This window comes from Bradyrhizobium sp. th-b2 (assembly GCF_000426785.1).
GTDB lineage: Bacteria > Pseudomonadota > Alphaproteobacteria > Rhizobiales > Xanthobacteraceae > Bradyrhizobium > Bradyrhizobium septentrionale.
Map to the genome: position 1 here is coordinate 65835 of NZ_AUGA01000005.1, position 15720 is coordinate 81554.

At 66.1% G+C, this 15720-nt stretch carries 14 protein-coding genes and 1 pseudogene; 7 read left to right on the forward strand and 8 right to left on the reverse strand.

What is annotated here, in order from left to right; all coding sequences use genetic code 11:
• The first annotated feature begins 3 nt into the window (after window positions 1-3).
• Together K359_RS0109795 and K359_RS0109800 are read left to right on the forward strand one after the other, a co-directional pair.
• Complete coding sequence (locus tag K359_RS0109795) at window positions 4-960, forward strand: carbohydrate ABC transporter permease (protein ID WP_029079178.1); 957 nt, start codon at window positions 4-6, stop codon at window positions 958-960.
• A gap of 58 nt (window positions 961-1018) precedes the next feature.
• On the forward strand, window positions 1019-1861 hold the full coding sequence (locus K359_RS0109800; RefSeq protein WP_371261142.1) for a carbohydrate ABC transporter permease: 843 nt from the start codon (window positions 1019-1021) through the stop codon (window positions 1859-1861).
• Between the two features lie 209 nt (window positions 1862-2070).
• On the opposite strand, the gene K359_RS0109805 is transcribed toward K359_RS0109800, so the two are convergent.
• From K359_RS0109805 to K359_RS0109825, 6 genes and pseudogenes are all read right to left on the reverse strand, one after another.
• Entirely contained in the window at window positions 2071-2892 is an 822-nt protein-coding gene (locus tag K359_RS0109805) for an energy transducer TonB (RefSeq protein ID WP_029079180.1), read from the reverse strand.
• 5 nt (window positions 2893-2897) lie between these two features.
• Entirely contained in the window at window positions 2898-3341 is a 444-nt protein-coding gene (gene exbD / locus K359_RS0109810; protein WP_029079181.1) for a TonB system transport protein ExbD, read from the reverse strand.
• Between the two features lie 3 nt (window positions 3342-3344).
• Window positions 3345-4073 carry a tonB-system energizer ExbB gene (gene exbB, locus K359_RS0109815; protein WP_371261143.1) on the reverse strand — a complete coding sequence of 243 codons (729 nt, stop codon included), beginning with the start codon at window positions 4071-4073 and terminating at the stop codon, window positions 3345-3347.
• Between the two features lie 96 nt (window positions 4074-4169).
• Window positions 4170-4628: pseudogene (hutX, locus tag K359_RS58700) on the reverse strand (heme utilization cystosolic carrier protein HutX); the annotation flags it as partial.
• A 47-nt stretch (window positions 4629-4675) separates the two neighbouring features.
• A complete protein-coding gene (locus K359_RS0109820) occupies window positions 4676-5008 on the reverse strand; it encodes an antibiotic biosynthesis monooxygenase (RefSeq protein WP_029079183.1) in 333 nt (110 codons plus the stop codon).
• A gap of 148 nt (window positions 5009-5156) precedes the next feature.
• Window positions 5157-7505 (reverse strand): TonB-dependent hemoglobin/transferrin/lactoferrin family receptor, encoded by a 2349-nt coding sequence (locus tag K359_RS0109825; RefSeq protein WP_029079184.1) that lies wholly within the window; start codon window positions 7503-7505, stop codon window positions 5157-5159.
• A 250-nt stretch (window positions 7506-7755) separates the two neighbouring features.
• Here K359_RS0109825 and hemP point away from each other — a divergent pair, with 250 nt between their 5' ends.
• The 5 genes from hemP (at window position 7756) to K359_RS0109850 (ending at window position 12293) form a co-directional block, all read left to right on the forward strand.
• Complete coding sequence (hemP, locus tag K359_RS0109830; protein ID WP_029079185.1) at window positions 7756-7962, forward strand: hemin uptake protein HemP; 207 nt, start codon at window positions 7756-7758, stop codon at window positions 7960-7962.
• Between the two features lie 8 nt (window positions 7963-7970).
• A complete protein-coding gene (locus K359_RS0109835; protein WP_029079186.1) occupies window positions 7971-8921 on the forward strand; it encodes a hemin ABC transporter substrate-binding protein in 951 nt (316 codons plus the stop codon).
• Window positions 8918-10018, forward strand: coding sequence for an iron ABC transporter permease (locus K359_RS0109840; RefSeq protein ID WP_029079187.1), 1101 nt, complete (start codon window positions 8918-8920; stop codon window positions 10016-10018). The genes K359_RS0109835 and K359_RS0109840 overlap by 4 nt, the downstream gene beginning before the upstream one ends.
• Window positions 10015-10818 (forward strand): heme ABC transporter ATP-binding protein, encoded by an 804-nt coding sequence (locus K359_RS0109845; protein WP_029079188.1) that lies wholly within the window; start codon window positions 10015-10017, stop codon window positions 10816-10818. The genes K359_RS0109840 and K359_RS0109845 overlap by 4 nt, the downstream gene beginning before the upstream one ends.
• A gap of 122 nt (window positions 10819-10940) precedes the next feature.
• On the forward strand, window positions 10941-12293 hold the full coding sequence (locus K359_RS0109850) for an esterase-like activity of phytase family protein (protein ID WP_029079189.1): 1353 nt from the start codon (window positions 10941-10943) through the stop codon (window positions 12291-12293).
• A 134-nt stretch (window positions 12294-12427) separates the two neighbouring features.
• On the opposite strand, the gene K359_RS0109855 is transcribed toward K359_RS0109850, so the two are convergent.
• The gene (locus K359_RS0109855) at window positions 12428-14101 is read right to left on the reverse strand and encodes a mucoidy inhibitor MuiA family protein (RefSeq protein WP_029079190.1); all 1674 of its coding nucleotides are present in this window, start codon (window positions 14099-14101) and stop codon (window positions 12428-12430) included.
• 177 nt (window positions 14102-14278) lie between these two features.
• Window positions 14279-15706 (reverse strand): MFS transporter, encoded by a 1428-nt coding sequence (locus K359_RS0109860; protein ID WP_029079191.1) that lies wholly within the window; start codon window positions 15704-15706, stop codon window positions 14279-14281.
• Window positions 15707-15720: the final 14 nt, after the last annotated feature.

Here is a 15720-nt window from a genome sequence, read left to right on the forward strand (position 1 = left end):
TCAATGTCTGTAACGACGCTACCTTCACGCGGACACGCGCTGCGCCAGCCGGGCTGGGGCGCACGCCTGTTCGACTACAAGCCGTTCCTGATCGTGATGTGCCTTGCGCCCGCGATCGGCCTGCTGCTGGTGTTCCTTACCTATCCGCTCGGCCTCGGCATCTGGCTCGCCTTCACTGACACCACGATCGGCCAGCGCGGCGTCTATATCGGGCTGGAGAATTTCCAGTACCTGCTCAAGGATCCCCTGTGGTGGAACGCGGTGTTCTACTCGGTCTTCTACACCGCGATCGCAACCTTCGGGAAATTCGCACTCGGCTTCTGGCTGGCGCTGCTGCTCAACAACCATTTCCCGTTCAAGAGCCTGATCCGCGCCATCGTGCTGCTGCCGTGGATCGTGCCGACGGTGCTCTCGGCGCTGGCGTTCTGGTGGATCTACGATCCGCAGTTCTCAATCATCTCCTATCTGCTGGTCGACGTGCTGCATCTGCGCTCCAGCAATGTCGACTTCCTCGGCTCGCCCTGGCCGGCGCGGTTCTCGCTGATCGCCGCCAACATCTGGCGCGGCATCCCGTTCGTCGCGATCTCGCTCCTGGCCGGGCTGCAGACCATCTCGCCCTCGCTCTATGAGGCCGCGATGCTCGACGGCGCCACCGCGTGGCAGCGCTTCCGCTACATCACCTTCCCGATGATGATGCCGATTCTCGCGATCGTGATGACGTTCTCGATCATCTTCACTTTCACCGATTTCCAGCTCGTCTACGCCATCACCCGCGGCGGCCCGGTCAACTCGACCCATTTGCTCGCGACGCTGGCGTTCCAGCGCGGCATCGCCGGCGGCGAGCTCGGCGAGGGTGCCGCGATCGCGGTGTCGATGATCCCGTTCCTCGTGTTCGCGACGCTGTTCAGCTACTTCGGCCTCGCGCGCCGCAAATGGCAGCAGGGAGAAGCCAATGACTGACCAAAACGTTCAAGTATTGGCCCAATCCTCCAACGTCGCCAGCGCGACGCCCGATACGATGGCGTGGGACTCCCGCGCCCGGCGCGTGGTGATGATCTATCTGCCGCTCGCCTGCTTCATCCTGATCCTGCTGTTCCCGTTCTACTGGATGGCGATCACCTCGTTCAAGCCGAACGCGGAGCTTCTGAACTACAAGGAGCACAACCCGTTCTGGATCACCTCGCCGACGCTCGCGCATCTCAAGCACCTGCTGTTCGACACCTCGTATCCGCGCTGGCTGAAGACCACGATGCTGGTCGCGATCGGCTCGACCTTCCTGTCGCTGTTCGCCTCGACGCTCGCGGCCTACGCGATCGAGCGGCTGCGCTTCCGCGGCAGCCCCTATGTCGGCCTCGGCATCTACCTCGCCTATCTGGTGCCGCCATCGATCCTGTTCATTCCGCTCGCCACCGTGATCGTGCAGTTCGGCCTGTTCGACTCGCCGTTGGCGCTGATCCTGGTCTATCCGACCTTCCTGGTGCCGTTCTGCACCTGGCTCCTGATCGGTTACTTCAAGTCGATCCCCTATGAGCTCGAGGAATGCGCGCTGGTCGACGGCGCGACGCGGCTGCAGATCCTGTGGCGGATCACGCTGCCGCTCGCAGTGCCCGGCCTGATCTCGGCCGGCATCTTCTCCTTCACGCTGTCGTGGAACGAGTTCATCTACGCGCTCGCCTTCATCCAGAGCGGCGCCAACAAGACGGTGCCGGTCGCGATCCTGACCGAGCTCGTCACCGGCGACGTCTACCAATGGGGCGCTCTGATGGCGGGCTCCCTGCTCGGCTCGCTGCCGGTCGCGCTGTTCTACTCGCTGTTCGTCGACTACTACGTGTCGTCGCTGACGGGGGCGGTGAAGGAGTAGCGGAGCTTCGTCCGCGTCGAAGCCAGCTCACTCTATCTCCGTCATCCCCGCGCGCAGGCTTCGCCTTTGTCGCTGGAGGAGCCGCGAAGCGGCGTCTCGAAGGATGCGCGGCCCGGCTAGTGGCCGTCGATCCTTCGAGACGCGCGCAAGAGCGCGCTCCTCAGGATGACGGGAATAAGAGGATGCGGCTCCGATCAACGATATCTGTGCTACCGCGGCACAAACGCGACCGGCACGCTAAAGCCCATCGAGCCCTGCGTGACCTCGGACGGAAACGCCGGAAACGGCTGGGCCTGGCGGATCATCGCCAGCGCCCGCGCATCGAAGGTCGGATTGCCGGAGGAGCCGCCGAGATGGCTCGACAACACCTGCCCGCCACGGCCGAGCGTGAACACCAGCCGGACCACGCCGCGCTGGCCATTGCCACCGGCCGGATAGGAGTGGAAGCGCAGCAAATGCGCGCGGACCCGCGCGTTGTACGCCGCGATCGCCGATGCCGCCGCGCCGGCGCTGATCGCGGACGCGGTTGGTGCCTGGCGCTCGGCCCGGCTCGGCGCGCTGGTGCGCGGCGCCGGCGTCGCCTCGGACGGCTTCTTGGCCTCGCGGCGAACCACCTTCGGCTTGACCGGCTCGGGCTTGTGTTCGGGAACCGCTTTCGCGGGCTCGGGCTTGGGCGGCGTCACCTGCTGCTTCTGCTCCGGCGGGGCGGCGACCTCGGGCTTCTCCTGCAGCGGTGTCGGTGCGATCTCCTGCTGCACGGCCTGCGCGGCGGCAGGCTCCGGCGGTGAGGCATCCGCCTCTTGCATCACCGGGCCCGGCGGCAGCTCGGTCTCGGAGACTTCTGGCGCAGACGTGATCGGCGTCAGGTCAACCAGCACCGCGGGTACGGCAACGCCCGGCGGCGGTGCCGAGACCCAACTCATGCCGAGCGCAAGCAGCGCCGCATGGGCGGCCAGGATCGCAGCCGCTGACAGACCCCAGCGCCGCAGCCGGACCTCGTCACCCGCATCATGAAGCGCATACGCATTCATGGACGTCAGCTGCGCCCGTCGAGGCCGACCAGCGCGATCTTGAGATAGCCGGCGTTGCGCAGCAGGTTTATCACCTCCATCAGATCGCCATAGCTGACCGCCTTGTCGGCGCGCAGGAAGATGCGCTCGTCCTTCTTGCCCCGCGTGGCGCCATCGAGCGTCGCAGTCAGCACATCGCGCCCGATCACATCCTCGCCGACGGCGACCGACAGATCGGGCTTCACCGTGACGAACACCGGCTTGTCCGGCCGCGGCTGCGGCTCGGCGGTCGAGGCCGGCAGATCGACACCGAGATCGACGGTCGCGAGCGGCGCCGCCACCATGAAGATGATCAGCAGCACCAGCATCACGTCGATGAACGGCGTCACGTTGATCTCATGCGCCTCGACAAGGTCGTCGTCGCCGCGACGTCGGCCGAACGCGCCACTGGTGCCGAGCTTGACGCCCATCTGCTACTCCGCAGCGCGCGCCAGCCGGAACAGGCTGCGATCGCCCTCGCGGCTGACCAGCAGCATCACCATGACGGAGGCGTCGCCGAGCAGCGCGCGGTAGGCCGCGATCGAACGGGTCAGATGATTGTAGATCACGACCGCCGGGATCGCCGCGACCAGGCCGAGCGCGGTCGCGAGCAGCGCCTCGGCAATGCCGGGCGCGACCACCGCGAGATTGGTGGTGTGCGCCTCGGAGATGCCGATGAACGAATTCATGATGCCCCACACCGTGCCGAACAGGCCGACGAACGGCGCGGTGGCGCCGATGGTGGCGAGTACGCCGGTGCCACGCGCGATTTGCCGCGACATCGCCGCTTCGACCCGCTCCAGCCGCAGCGCGATGCGTTCCTTGAAACCGTCGTCGAACATGCCGCCGGAGAGCGCGGCCTCGCGCGACGCCGACTGCACGATCTGCGCCACGGCATCGCTGCCGTCGCGGCTCGCCTGCTCGACCTCGGCAAGCTGAGTGTCGCGCTCGAGCAGACCGATCCGCTGCTTCGCGAGCGCGGTCTTGCGGCGTATCTCGACGGTCTTGGCGAGCCAGACCGTCCAGGTGACGAGCGAGGCAAAGGCGAGCCCGATCATGACCGCCTTCACGACGATGTCGGCACTCTCGAACATGCCCCAGGGCGAGAGGTTGCGCGGCAACAGCGCGGCGTCGGATGCGGCAAGGCTCGCGCCCGGCAGCATGCCGAGTGCGCTGGAAGCCACCATCCAGATGCTCCGCCCAAGCCAGCGATGCGACATGGTCGCCTCCCGTCCTACGTTGGTCTCACCTGCTTTCGGCGCGAGGCGGTCCGCCAGCGCGTGGAAGCGCTCCAGCTGATCGCCGCGCAGCGCGCGCGTCTCGTCGCGGCCGACGAACACCTTGAACATGATGCCGCCGTCGAGATTTATGAAGGCGATGAAGGCCGACACCTTGCCCATGAAGGGCCGCTCGACGAACGCGATCGCCGCGCAGCGCTCATGCCGGAGATGGCCGTGCAGGCCCTTCGGCTGCATCAGGTTGAAATAGCCGCGGCCGACCTCGCCGTTCGGAATGGCGCCCGTGAACTCGAAGATCGCGTCATCGGTGTGCACGATCAGCGTCACCTCGCCCCACTCCGCGATGTCCTGCATCGCGGCGGCGAATTCGCCGGCGCCGATCCGCAGCATGCTGTCGGGCAGCGCCTCGAGCACCGCACGCGGCGTCACCTTGCGCTCGCGCGCGACGTCCTCGATGACAGCGCCGGGATTGTCGGCCATGTAGGCCTTCAATCCGGCTAGCTCCGCGTTCTGCACGATCGCCTCCGTTACGCCGGGCTCTTCGCGCGCTCGGTGATCAGCACCTCAAAGCCTTCGAATTTGGGATGGCCGAGATAGAGGCTGCCGCCGGTCTCGTTGCCGGCGCGGGAATGGGCGCGGCGGAACGCATCCGATTTGGTCCAGTCCTCGAACGCCGCCTTGCTGGCCCACACCGTGTGGGTCGCATAGAGCGTGGGGTCCTCGGCCTCGGGGCCCTTCACCAGATGAAACTCGATGAAACCGGGCAGATCGCCGAGATAGGATTCGCGGGTCTTCCAGACCGTCTCGAACGCCTGCTCCTTGCCCTTGATCACCTGAAACCGGTTCATTGCGATGAACATGAAAGCCTTCTCCTGTTTGGCGGCGGATGCACGGGATCCTGCCGGTCGATCTCGTTGATATCATGAATGCGCCAAGGAATGCGCCAAGGCCGCGCTGGGGGCACCAGCGCGGCCGGAGCAACCTGGATGGAATGATCGCCGTCTCGCGTTACGCTCCACCTAGGTGAATCCTGAGCCCGGCCTTGTAGACGGTGCCCGGACCGGGGCTCGAGAACAGCACGTCGTTCTGCGTCGTGCCGTCGGTCGAGGAACCCGGGATCGCATAGGGCCGGTAATACTGGTTCAAGAGATTGTCGACCGACGCCGTGAAGGTGATGTCCTTGGTGGCGTTCCAGGTCACATAGAGATTGACCAGCTCATAGCCAGTCGAGGGCAGATAGCCCGCCGGCAAATCGTTGTTGGCGCCGAACGACGACCATTGCGCGGCAATGATCAGCGATCGGTCGAGCAGGCGCACGCCGCCCGTCGTCGTCACCTTGCGCGGCGTGATGGTGGCGAGCCCGACATTGGTCTGGGTGTTCCGGCCGCGCATCAGGTGGCCGGCGACGCCAAGGAACCAGTCGCCCGCATCATACATCGTCTCGAGCTCGAAGCCTTCGATGCGAGCGTGCGCGATGTTCTGGTACTGGTAGAACTGGCTGAACGGACCGAACGGCGTCAGGGTGGGTGCCGAGGCGACGAGATCGATATAGCCGTCGACATCGTTGCGAAACACGTTGATTTTGCCGCGGAACGAGTCCTTGGCCGAGAAGATGCCGTCATATTTCAGGTTGATGCCGACTTCCTTGTTCTTGCCGACCTCGGGCCGCAGCGCCGGGTTGGGCAGGAAGCAGAACAGGCCGCTGGTACCATCAGGGCAATTGAACAGCGCCGGTCCGCCGCCGGTGGCGTGGCCGCCCGCGATCAGCGTCTCGGTGATCGACGGCGCGCGATAGCCCTCGGCATAGCTTACATAGGGTGTGAAGCCGGCGACCGGCGTGACGCCGACCGTGATCTTGGGCGACAGCCGATCGCCGCTGGTCGTGGTGTTGATCGAGTTGAGCTCATAGTGGTCGTAGCGGACGGCGCTGACGAGCTCGATCCAGGTCGAGTAGTTCTGCTTCAGCTGCACGAAGCCGCCGGACACCGTGCGCTGGCCACCCGGCGTCGTGATGTTGGAGTTGCCGCGGGAATCGAAGGTCTCGACATCGTCGCGGAAGGCGTCGAAACCGTAGGTCACGGCGTTGCGCCAGTCGCCGAAATTGAATCGCGACGTGTTGTTGACGTCGATGCCGACGGTGTCGAGCGAATAACCGCGCTTGTCGCCGACGCAGCCGGAGATGTTGTTGCCGGGATTGGCGAGCGTGCAGACGCCGCCGCCGGTGGTGATGCGATTGTTGTAGGTCTTGACCTGGTCGTTGTCGGTGCGGTTGCCGTAGACCGAGATGTTCCAGTCGAACAGCATGTCGTCGGGCTTGGAGTATCTCCAGCTCAGCGTGCCCGTGTAGTTCTTGGCGTCGGATGCATAGACCGAGGAGCCCGCAATCGCCGCCAGCGGCGCCGCGGTCGTGGTCGCGCCCCGGTTCTGCTGGCCGATATTGTACTGGTAGTCCTGGAAGACGCCGCCGATCTTGAACTCGTGGCCTTCGGCCGGGCGGAATGTCACCTTCATCAGGCCGGCCGCGATATCGTTGCCGGTATTGCCGATCTCGGTGCCCGCGCCGTCCTTGTAATTGCTCTGCGTGCGATAGACGGCGCCGCCGAACACGTCGACGTTCGGGTCGACACGGACGCCGCCGAACACCGAGCCCATGCCGCGGTCCTTGTTGGAGCCGTAGGAGCCCGACATATCGACGCCCCAGCGCTCGCCGGGGCGCACCACATCGTCGATATCCTTGGTGCGGAACGAGACCACGCCGCCGATCGCACCGGAGCCGTAGATATTTGCGGTCGGGCCGCGCACCACGTCGACGCCGCCGATCAGTTCAGGATCGAGGAAGAACGAGCCGTTGGCGTTGTGGCCGGTGCGCTGATAGTTCTGCCGCGCGCCATCGACCACGACCGCGACACGGCCAAAATCCTGCAGGCCGCGGATGTTGATCACGGTCGCCGGATCGTCGCCGCGTTCCTGGACCGAGACGCCAGGCACGGCGTAGAAAATGTCCGACAGTCGGTTCGGCTGCAGGCCCTGGATCTTCTCCAGCGTGACGGAGCTGACCGGCGCCAGCGCATCGATCGCGCGCTCCTCGGTCTTTGATGCCACCGCCGTGATGGTGTCGAGCGACTGCACCGGCACTGCGCCGATCTGCGCGCGCGCATTCATTGCCGGCGACGTTGCGGGCTGCTGCGCAACCTGGGGCTTCGGCTTCCGCTTGGCCTGCTTCGGCCGCTCGGTTGCGGGACGCGCAGCCGAAGCATCGGCGGTTTGCGCGAGACCGTTCTCCGGCAATGCAGCCGCAAATGAAAACACCGACGCGCCCAAAATCAGGGCGCGCGAAACCCTAGCCCCGTCAGCCATTCTAGCCCCAGCCCGATCATCGCTTTTCTGGTTTGGCTGGCGTGCGCTCTGGCGAGCGGCTTGCTGGCTACGTTGCGATGCAAGCCACCCGCTCGCATCGCGTGATGATTGGTTACGAGCCGGCAACAAAACGGTCAAGAATGCGGCGGCACTGTTTACATCGATTGTAAAGTGCGGCCGTTGGAATGCGCCTCGGCCCGCTTATACAAGCAAGCAGCATTTGAAATTTCGCAGGCGCAGCACCAAGAGAATGTCGGCATCTTCCGGAGACAGCATCGGCACGGCCGGAAAGCAGGCCGCATCAGCGTCTGACGCGGCGAAAACGCTCATCATGCGCGGAAATCGTCTCGACAGCCGCGAGCTGTTCTCGGCGGAGCGCGAGATCATCATCGTGCATGGCGAGGAGCATTACCGGTTGCGGCTGACCTCGCAGAACAAGCTGATCCTCACCAAGTGACCACCCCGATGACAATTTGTCGCACGCTCGCTCTGCTCGCACTCTCCTGTTGGCTGCCATCAGGCGCGGCCATTGCCGAGGGCATCACCGTGCATGACGCACGCGACCGCGACGTCGTGATCGACGATCCCACACGGATCGTCTCGATCGGCGGTGCGATCACCGAGATCCTCTATGCGCTCGGCTTCGCGGACCGCATCGCCGGCGTCGATGCCACCAGCCTCTATCCGCCGGCGGCGCTGCGCGAGAAACCCGACGTCGGTTACATGCGCCAGCTCTCGCCCGAGGGCGTGCTCGGCCTGCACCCGTCGCTGGTGCTGGCGGTGCAGGGCTCCGGGCCGAAGGAGACCATGGACGTGCTGGAGGCGGCCAAGGTGCCGCTGGTGCTGGTGCCCGAGACCTTCTCGGAGGCCGGGCTGATCGAAAAGATCAGGCTGGTCGGCCACGCCATGGGCGCCTATCCGCGCGCCGCCTGCCTGGCTGCGGCCGTGGAAACCGATCTCGCCCAGTTGCGCACGCTGCGCGCCAGGGTAACAAAACCAGTGCGGGTGATGTTCGTGATGTCGCTCTTGAACGGCCGGGCGATGGCCGCGGGTCACAAGACCGCCGCGGACGAGATCATCCAGCTCGCCGGCGGTGTCAACGCAATCGACGGCTACGACGGCTACAAGCCGGTCAATGACGAGGCCATCGTGGCGGCGAAACCGGATGTCGTGCTGTCGATCGATCGCGGCAAGGACTCGCTGACCGCTGACGCGGTGTTCGCGCATCCGGGCTTCGCGGTGACGCCGGTCGCGGCCAACAAGGCCTTCATCTCGATGGAGGGGCTCTATCTGCTCGGCTTCGGACCGCGCACCGCGGCCGCGGCACGCGACCTCTCGGTCAAGCTCTATCCGGCGCTGGCGCCGGAGGCCGACAACTTCAAGCCGGCAGCGCTGACCGCGAACTGCCGGCAATGAGCGTGCTGGCCGAGCGCCGCGCGCGCACCAAGCAACGGCGCGCCGGCATGTCGCAGCGGCCGGCGGCGACACTCACTTTGCTCTGCCTGCTTGCGGCGCTCACAGCGACTGCGCTGGTTGCGCTGACGGTCGGCGCCGCCGGCATTCCGCTGTCGCGGCTTCCGGCCGCGCTCGGCCTGTGGACCGACGGCACCGCCAATCCGCTGCTCGCGCGCGACCAGCTTGTGGTGTGGTCGATCCGGATTCCACGAATTGCGGCTGCCGCGATGGTCGGCGGACTCCTTGCCGTCTCCGGCACGGTCATGCAGGGCCTGTTCCGCAATCCCCTCGCCGACCCCGCGCTGGTCGGCGTCTCCTCCGGCGGCGCGTTTGCCGCAGCGGTGGCGATCGTGTTCACCGACAGCCATCTCGGCGAGAGCCTGCGCTTCCTGCAGCATCAGTTGCTGCCGATCGCGGCCTTTGCCGGTTCGCTGCTCACGACCATCGTGCTCTATGCCATCGCCAGCCGCGGCGGCCGGACCTCGATTGCGATCTTCCTGCTGGCCGGGCTTGCAATTGCCGCGATCGCCAATGCCGGCATCGGCCTGTTGGTGTTCGTCGCCGACGACCGCCAGCTTCGCGACATCACCTTCTGGCTGCTGGGTTCGCTGAGCGGCGCGACCTGGACCAAGCTCACGGCACTGGCGCCGGTGCTGGCTATTGCGCTGATCGCCTGCCTCGCGATCGCGCGTGGGCTCGACGTGCTGGTGCTCGGCGAGGCCCAGGCGTTCCACAGCGGCGTCGATGTCGAACGGTTGAAGCGGATCTCGATCGTGCTGGTGTCGGCGATGACCGGCGTTGCGGTCTCGGTCTGCGGCGTGGTCGGCTTTGTCGGCATTGTGGTGCCGCACCTGCTGCGGCTCGTGATCGGGCCCGCGCACCGGCTGCTGCTGCCGGCCTCCGCACTGCTTGGCGCCATCCTCCTGGTCGGTGCCGATACGGTGGCGCGCACCATCGTGGCACCTGCCGAAATGCCGATCGGCATCCTGACCGCGGCGATCGGCGCGCCGTTCTTCCTCGCCATGCTGCTGCGCCAGCGTGGGCTGGTGTCGCTATGAGCGCGCTGCTCGAAGCACAATCGGTGTCGATGACGGTCGGTGGCACGACCTTGGTCGATGCAGTCTCCCTGCGGATCGGCGCCGGCGAAATGGTCGCGATCGTCGGTCCCAACGGCGCCGGCAAATCAACGCTCTTGCGGATGCTCTCCGGCGACCTCCGTCCGTCCCGCGGTTCGATCAGGCTCAAGCAGCGTGACCTGCACGGCTACGGGCCGCGCGAGCTGGCGCAGCACCGCGCGATGCTGTCGCAGCATGTCAACGTCACCTTCCCGTTCACCGTCGAGGAAATCGTCAGCATGGGCGCCGGCGAAAGCCCGCGCACGGCGGCGCGTAACCTCGTCGAGGCGGCGCTGGACCAGGTCGGGCTGGCGCATTTCCGTTGCAGGCAATTGCCGACGCTGTCCGGCGGCGAGCAGCAGCGCGCGCATTTCGCCCGCGTGCTGGTGCAGCTCGCCTGCGGCGAGGCGCTGCACGGCCCCGGATTGTTGCTGCTGGACGAGCCGACATCGAGCCTCGATCTGCGGCACCAGATTGATCTCGTCGAGACCGCGCGGCGGCGGGCCGGGCGCGGCACCGCCGTGATCGCGATCCTGCACGACCTCAACCTCGCGATGCGGTTTGCCGACCGCATCCTGCTGCTGCACCGCGGCCGGCTTGCCGTCGATGGCGACCGCGCCGCCGCGATGCAGGCCGAGACGCTGCGCAAGATCTTCGAGATCGACGTTGCGATCGACTACACCGCAAACGGCGTGCCGTTCCTGCTGCCGCAGACGATGCGGCCGGCGGGCAAGGCGACGTAACGCCGCAAGGCTTATCCCCGGGGCAACGCCGGCGATTCACAAAACTGTCAGGCGCCTGTAACAGGCGCCTCCGAGAACACCGCATCGTTTGTTCCTTCGTATCTTTCCTTGGGAGACCAACCATGCGCCTGTCATTGCTTTGCTCTGTCGCCACCGTCCTGCTCGCCACATCCGCGTTCGCGCAGAGCGAGGGCGAATTCCCGGCGACGCTGGCGGGACACGCCGTGATGCCGGCGGAGAGCTTCATCGACGCGCCCGCCGATGCCCCTGATGATCTGAAGACCTCGGGCAAGTACACCACCGGCAAGCGGGTCGACGCGATAGGCACCGTGATGGGCAAGTCCTATGAGCGGCCGACCGGCGTGTCGCTGCCGTTCAAGGGCCAGCCGCTGCAGGGCCATTCCGGCATCAAGGTGATGGCGGACGGCTCGTTCTGGGTGATCACCGACAACGGCATGGGCTCGCGCTACAACTCGGCGGACTCGATGCTGTACCTGAACCGGCACAAGATCGACTGGGCCAGCGGCAAGATGGAGCGCCAGGAGACCGTGTTCCTGCACGATCCCGACAAGAAGGTGCCGTTCCGCATCGTGCATGAGGACACCGCCAAGCGTTATCTGACCGGCGCAGATTTCGATACCGAAGGCTTCCAGATCGTCAACGACACGTTCTGGATCGGCGACGAATTCGGACCCTATATCCTGAAGGCCGACAAGACCGGCAAGATCCTTGCCGTGTTCGAGACCGTCGCCGACGGCAAGCCGGTGCGTTCGCCTGACCATTGGGCGGTGCAGTCGCCGGGCGCGCCCGGTGCGAGCTACACCAACGTCAACCTGCGCCGCTCCAAGGGCTATGAGGGCTTTGCCTCGTCCAAGGACGGCAAGTTCCTCTACGGCCTGCTCGAGGGACCGCTATGGGATGCCGACAAGAAGGACTGGGAGAAGGTCGACGGCAAGGAAGCCTCGCGCATCCTGGAATTCGACGTCGCCGCGGAGAAGTTCACCGGACGTTACTGGCAATATGTGTTCGAGCAGAACGGCAATGCGATCGGCGACTTCAACATGATCGACCCGACCCAGGGTCTCGTGATCGAGCGCGACAATGGCGAAGGCACCGCCGACAAGGCCTGCCCGCAAGGCGCCCGCGGCGAGAACTGCTTCCCGGATCTTGCCAAGTTCAAGCGCGTCTACAAGATCGAACTGTCCGACGCCAATGTCGGCAAGCCCGCGCGCAAGATCGCCTATATCGACCTCCTGAAGATCCGCGATCCCAACAAGAAGGCGAAGAAGCCGCTCAACGACGGCGTCTACACCTTCCCGTTCTTCACCATCGAGAATGTCGACCGGGTCGACGAGAGCCACATCATCGTCGGCAACGACAACTATCTGCCGTTCTCCTCGAGCCGCGACCCGAACAAGGCCGATGACGACGAGTTCGTGCTGCTCGAAGTCGGCGACTTCCTGAAGGCGAAGTGAGTCGGTTGCCCGCGGCACAAACAACAATGTCGTCGCCCGGCTAGACCGGGCGATCCAGTATTCCAGAGGCGGTCGAATTCAACGGACAGGCCGCGGCGTACTGGATGCCCCGCTCAAGGCGGGGCATGACACCTCTAGCCCGCCGGCACCATCACGACGCCCTTGTCCTTCGGCCAGCGCATCCGCCAGGCGAAATTGATGTCTTTGACATCACCCGGCTTGGCCTCGAACGCCCATTCCAGCACCCCGCGCCTGTCGCGCAGATTGGTGGTGGTCGCAGGCGTCGACGACGGCAGCATCTCGACCACGATGTCGTCGTTCTCGCTGACCGGGAGCTGATCCTGGATCGCGACCTTGATCGGGAAGTCGTGGCCGTTGCGCACCGTGGTCTTGAACGCGCGCTCGTCGGTCTTCGACGTCGTCACGATCAGGCCGGCGGAGCCTTCATTGCGCTTCACCACCGTGCGCTCGATCTTGACCTTGTCGTCGGCGCCGAAACCGAGCCGCACGGTCTCGTCCTTGGCGGCGGTGGCCATCCGGCTGCGGCCGACAAAGATGCCGTCGCGGTAGATCGCGACCTGTCCGGGCAGCAACGGCGCCTCGTCGGCCTGCACGAAGCTCGCTTCCAGGAACGCGGTCGGATCGATCACCGGGACGGCGCGCACCGCGAGATCGGGGGTGATCGTCGCCGTGGAGATGCGCAGGCTCTTGGCGCCCTCATTGGCGACGACGCTGACGCGGCCGGGAATCTTGAAGGTGGCCTGGAAGGCGCCGGTCTCCGCGACGGCTTCCATCTCATCGGCGCGCCCTCCACCAAAGCGGAATTGCTGGACCGCGTCGGCCGCAGGTGCGGGGGCCAAGGCCTCGCGCGACCGCATGCTGCCCTCTCCCGAAAGCTTCGCCAGCGGCCGCGGCGGCTGCGGATATTGCACGATCAGCGAATTGAGGTCGGGCGCATTGCCGCCGCGAGCGACGCGCACGGTGGAGACCGCGAGCGCCACGTTCGACCAGTCTTCGCCAGTCGACTGGGTGATCTCGGCGCGGCGCACCAGCTCGATCGCGGGCTTGCGGTCCTTGGCGCCGGTGTCGAGACGGGCGTCGTAGAGCGGCGTCCAGCGCGCGTTGCGCACCGCATAGGTCACCCGCAGCGTCGCGCGGGTGGCGGCGGCGGAGGCAAGCTCGATTCGCACCTCGAGCTTGCTCGGCGGCTTGGCGGCGCGATCGGCTTCGAGACGCGCGATCTCGCGGTCGATATCGCGCTGCTTGCGCGTAGCGTCGCGGATCGCGGTGTCGGCGGTTGCGACTTCATCCCCCACCGTCGAGAATGCGGTGCGCCACTCGCTCATCGGGCGCGCCTCGCCCTTCTCGCCGATGCCGACCGGTGCGGCTTCGGCGAAGTGCTCGGCGAATTTGCGCCGCGCCTCCGCGGCGGCGATGATGCCCTGCAGATCCTCGCGCTGATCCCTGAGCGCCTCGATCCGCTTGTCGATCTCGGGCAGGTTGGCCGGCGGCAGCGGGCGCGGCGGCCGGGCGTCGATCGCCCCGATCGTCAGCCTTCCGCCCGCCTCGCCCTCGACCCGCAGCGAGGACGGATCGAGCCCCATCGGGAAGTCGTTGGCGATGAGCGTGTTGTCACCTGCGGGTAGGTCCAGCGTGATGACGCGGGTAACGCTCGCGCCATCGGGATAGACGGTGACGGCATCGACCTGCGAGGCCGCATCGAGATTGGAAGCATGCAGCGGCCGGGCAACCAGCGCGCCCGCCAGCACCAGGCTGGTGGTCACAAGACAATTCGCAATCTTTCGCATGACATCCCTCCGGGAAAACGTCGCATCGCACGAGCCGAACGGCACGCCGGGCTCGCAGGCGCGCCGTTTCTCGTGGTGAGACGCAGCGAGGAAGGGACTGGTTCGATTGAGGTTTCGGTGCGGCGCCACAATGGCGCCGTCGCGGCTGCGGTATGGCGCGGCGGCGGCTTTCCGCCGTTAGCGATTCGTTTTGCGCCGGATGAACAGGTAAGTCGGCACGAAAGCGGCCATGGTGATGGCGATCATGATCCACCAGCCACGCTGAAACGCCGCGATCCGCCCGGCCATCGAAACCGGCGTGGCCAGGATCGCGACAAAGATCGCGACGCCGATCGCCAGCGCCGCCTGCCGGATCATGTTGATGACGGCGGAGCCGGTGGCGAACGACGACGGCGGCAGGGAACCGGCGCCGACGCCCATCAGGGTCGGAAAGGTCAGCCCGACGCCGATGCCGGTGAACATCATACCGACCACAGCGGCAAGCACGTTGGCCTCGGGACCCATGCAGGTCGCCCAGATCGCGAGGGCGCCCGCAAAGGACAGGATTCCGGCGGACACGACCGCTGCCGCGCCAAATCGCGCGATCAGGCGGCCGGCAAACAACAGTGAGGTGAACGGGACAAGCAACGGACCCGGCGCGATCGCAAGTCCGGTCTGCAATGCCGACCAGCCCCATACGGTCTGGTCCCACAGCGCCACCGACAGCAGCATCGCGCCAAACGCCGCGGAGTAAGGCGCCATCACCAGCGTGGCGCCGGTGAACGGCCTGACCGCGAACAACGCAGGATCGACGAAGGGATTCTTGGATCTGAGACAGTGCCACGCGAAGGCGGCAAGCGAGATTGCTGCGATGGCAAAGCCGAGCATGACGCCGCGCGAACTCCATCCCCAGTCATTGGCCTTCACGATCGCAAATGTCAGCGCACCGATGCCAGAGGTCACCAGCAGCGCCGCCCGGAAACTGGGACGCGGCACGTCGTGGCCGGGCACCTCGGGCAATCTCAGCCAGCCGATGATGAGCGCGACCACGCCGATCGGGACGTTGACGATGAAGATCCAGCGCCAGTCGAAGGTCACAAGCACACCGCCCGCCAGCGGCCCGAGCGCGGCGGCAAGGCCGCCGATCGCGGTCCAGGTGCGCACCGCGCCAGGGCGCTGCTCGGGCGGAAACGACGCCAGCAGCAGGCCGATCGAGGTCGGGGTCATCAACGCCGCCCCGGCGGCCTGCGCGATGCGGGCGGCGACCAGCAATTCGACGTTGGGCGCAAGCGCGCACGCCGCCGACGCTGCGGTGAACAGCGCAACCCCGAGCAGGAAGCTCAAATTGCGGCTGTGCCGCTCCGCCAGCCGGCCGAAGAACACCAGCAACGCCGCATAGGCGATCGCATAGCCGTTGAGGATCCAGGACAGATCCTCGAGCGAGGCGCCGCGGAATTCCTGCGCGATGTTCGGCAGCCCGACATTGACGATGAACAGGTCGAGATTGGCGAGGCAGATCCCGACCGATACGATCGCGAGCACCTGGCGCGGGGATGCCGTCGCCGCGCGCTGCCGCGCGTCAGTCCCGACCACCAGGTCGATGGTCTCTGCCTCTACCTCCGCCATCATACCCTCCATAT

Coding starts and splice junctions, on each gene's coding strand:
- K359_RS0109850 (WP_029079189.1), top strand. CDS start 10,941: ATGCGCCTGTCATTGCTTTGCTCTGTCGCCACCGTCCTGCTCGCCACA.
- hemP (WP_029079185.1), top strand. CDS start 7,756: ATGTCGGCATCTTCCGGAGACAGCATCGGCACGGCCGGAAAGCAGGCC.
- K359_RS0109805 (WP_029079180.1), bottom strand. CDS start 2,892: ATGAATGCGTATGCGCTTCATGATGCGGGTGACGAGGTCCGGCTGCGG.
- K359_RS0109855 (WP_029079190.1), bottom strand. CDS start 14,101: ATGCGAAAGATTGCGAATTGTCTTGTGACCACCAGCCTGGTGCTGGCG.
- K359_RS0109835 (WP_029079186.1), top strand. CDS start 7,971: ATGACAATTTGTCGCACGCTCGCTCTGCTCGCACTCTCCTGTTGGCTG.
- K359_RS0109825 (WP_029079184.1), bottom strand. CDS start 7,505: ATGGCTGACGGGGCTAGGGTTTCGCGCGCCCTGATTTTGGGCGCGTCG.
- K359_RS0109860 (WP_029079191.1), bottom strand. CDS start 15,706: ATGGCGGAGGTAGAGGCAGAGACCATCGACCTGGTGGTCGGGACTGAC.
- K359_RS0109820 (WP_029079183.1), bottom strand. CDS start 5,008: ATGTTCATCGCAATGAACCGGTTTCAGGTGATCAAGGGCAAGGAGCAG.
- K359_RS0109840 (WP_029079187.1), top strand. CDS start 8,918: ATGAGCGTGCTGGCCGAGCGCCGCGCGCGCACCAAGCAACGGCGCGCC.
- K359_RS0109845 (WP_029079188.1), top strand. CDS start 10,015: ATGAGCGCGCTGCTCGAAGCACAATCGGTGTCGATGACGGTCGGTGGC.
- exbB (WP_371261143.1), bottom strand. CDS start 4,073: ATGCTGCCGGGCGCGAGCCTTGCCGCATCCGACGCCGCGCTGTTGCCG.
- K359_RS0109800 (WP_371261142.1), top strand. CDS start 1,019: ATGGCGTGGGACTCCCGCGCCCGGCGCGTGGTGATGATCTATCTGCCG.
- K359_RS0109795 (WP_029079178.1), top strand. CDS start 4: ATGTCTGTAACGACGCTACCTTCACGCGGACACGCGCTGCGCCAGCCG.
- exbD (WP_029079181.1), bottom strand. CDS start 3,341: ATGGGCGTCAAGCTCGGCACCAGTGGCGCGTTCGGCCGACGTCGCGGC.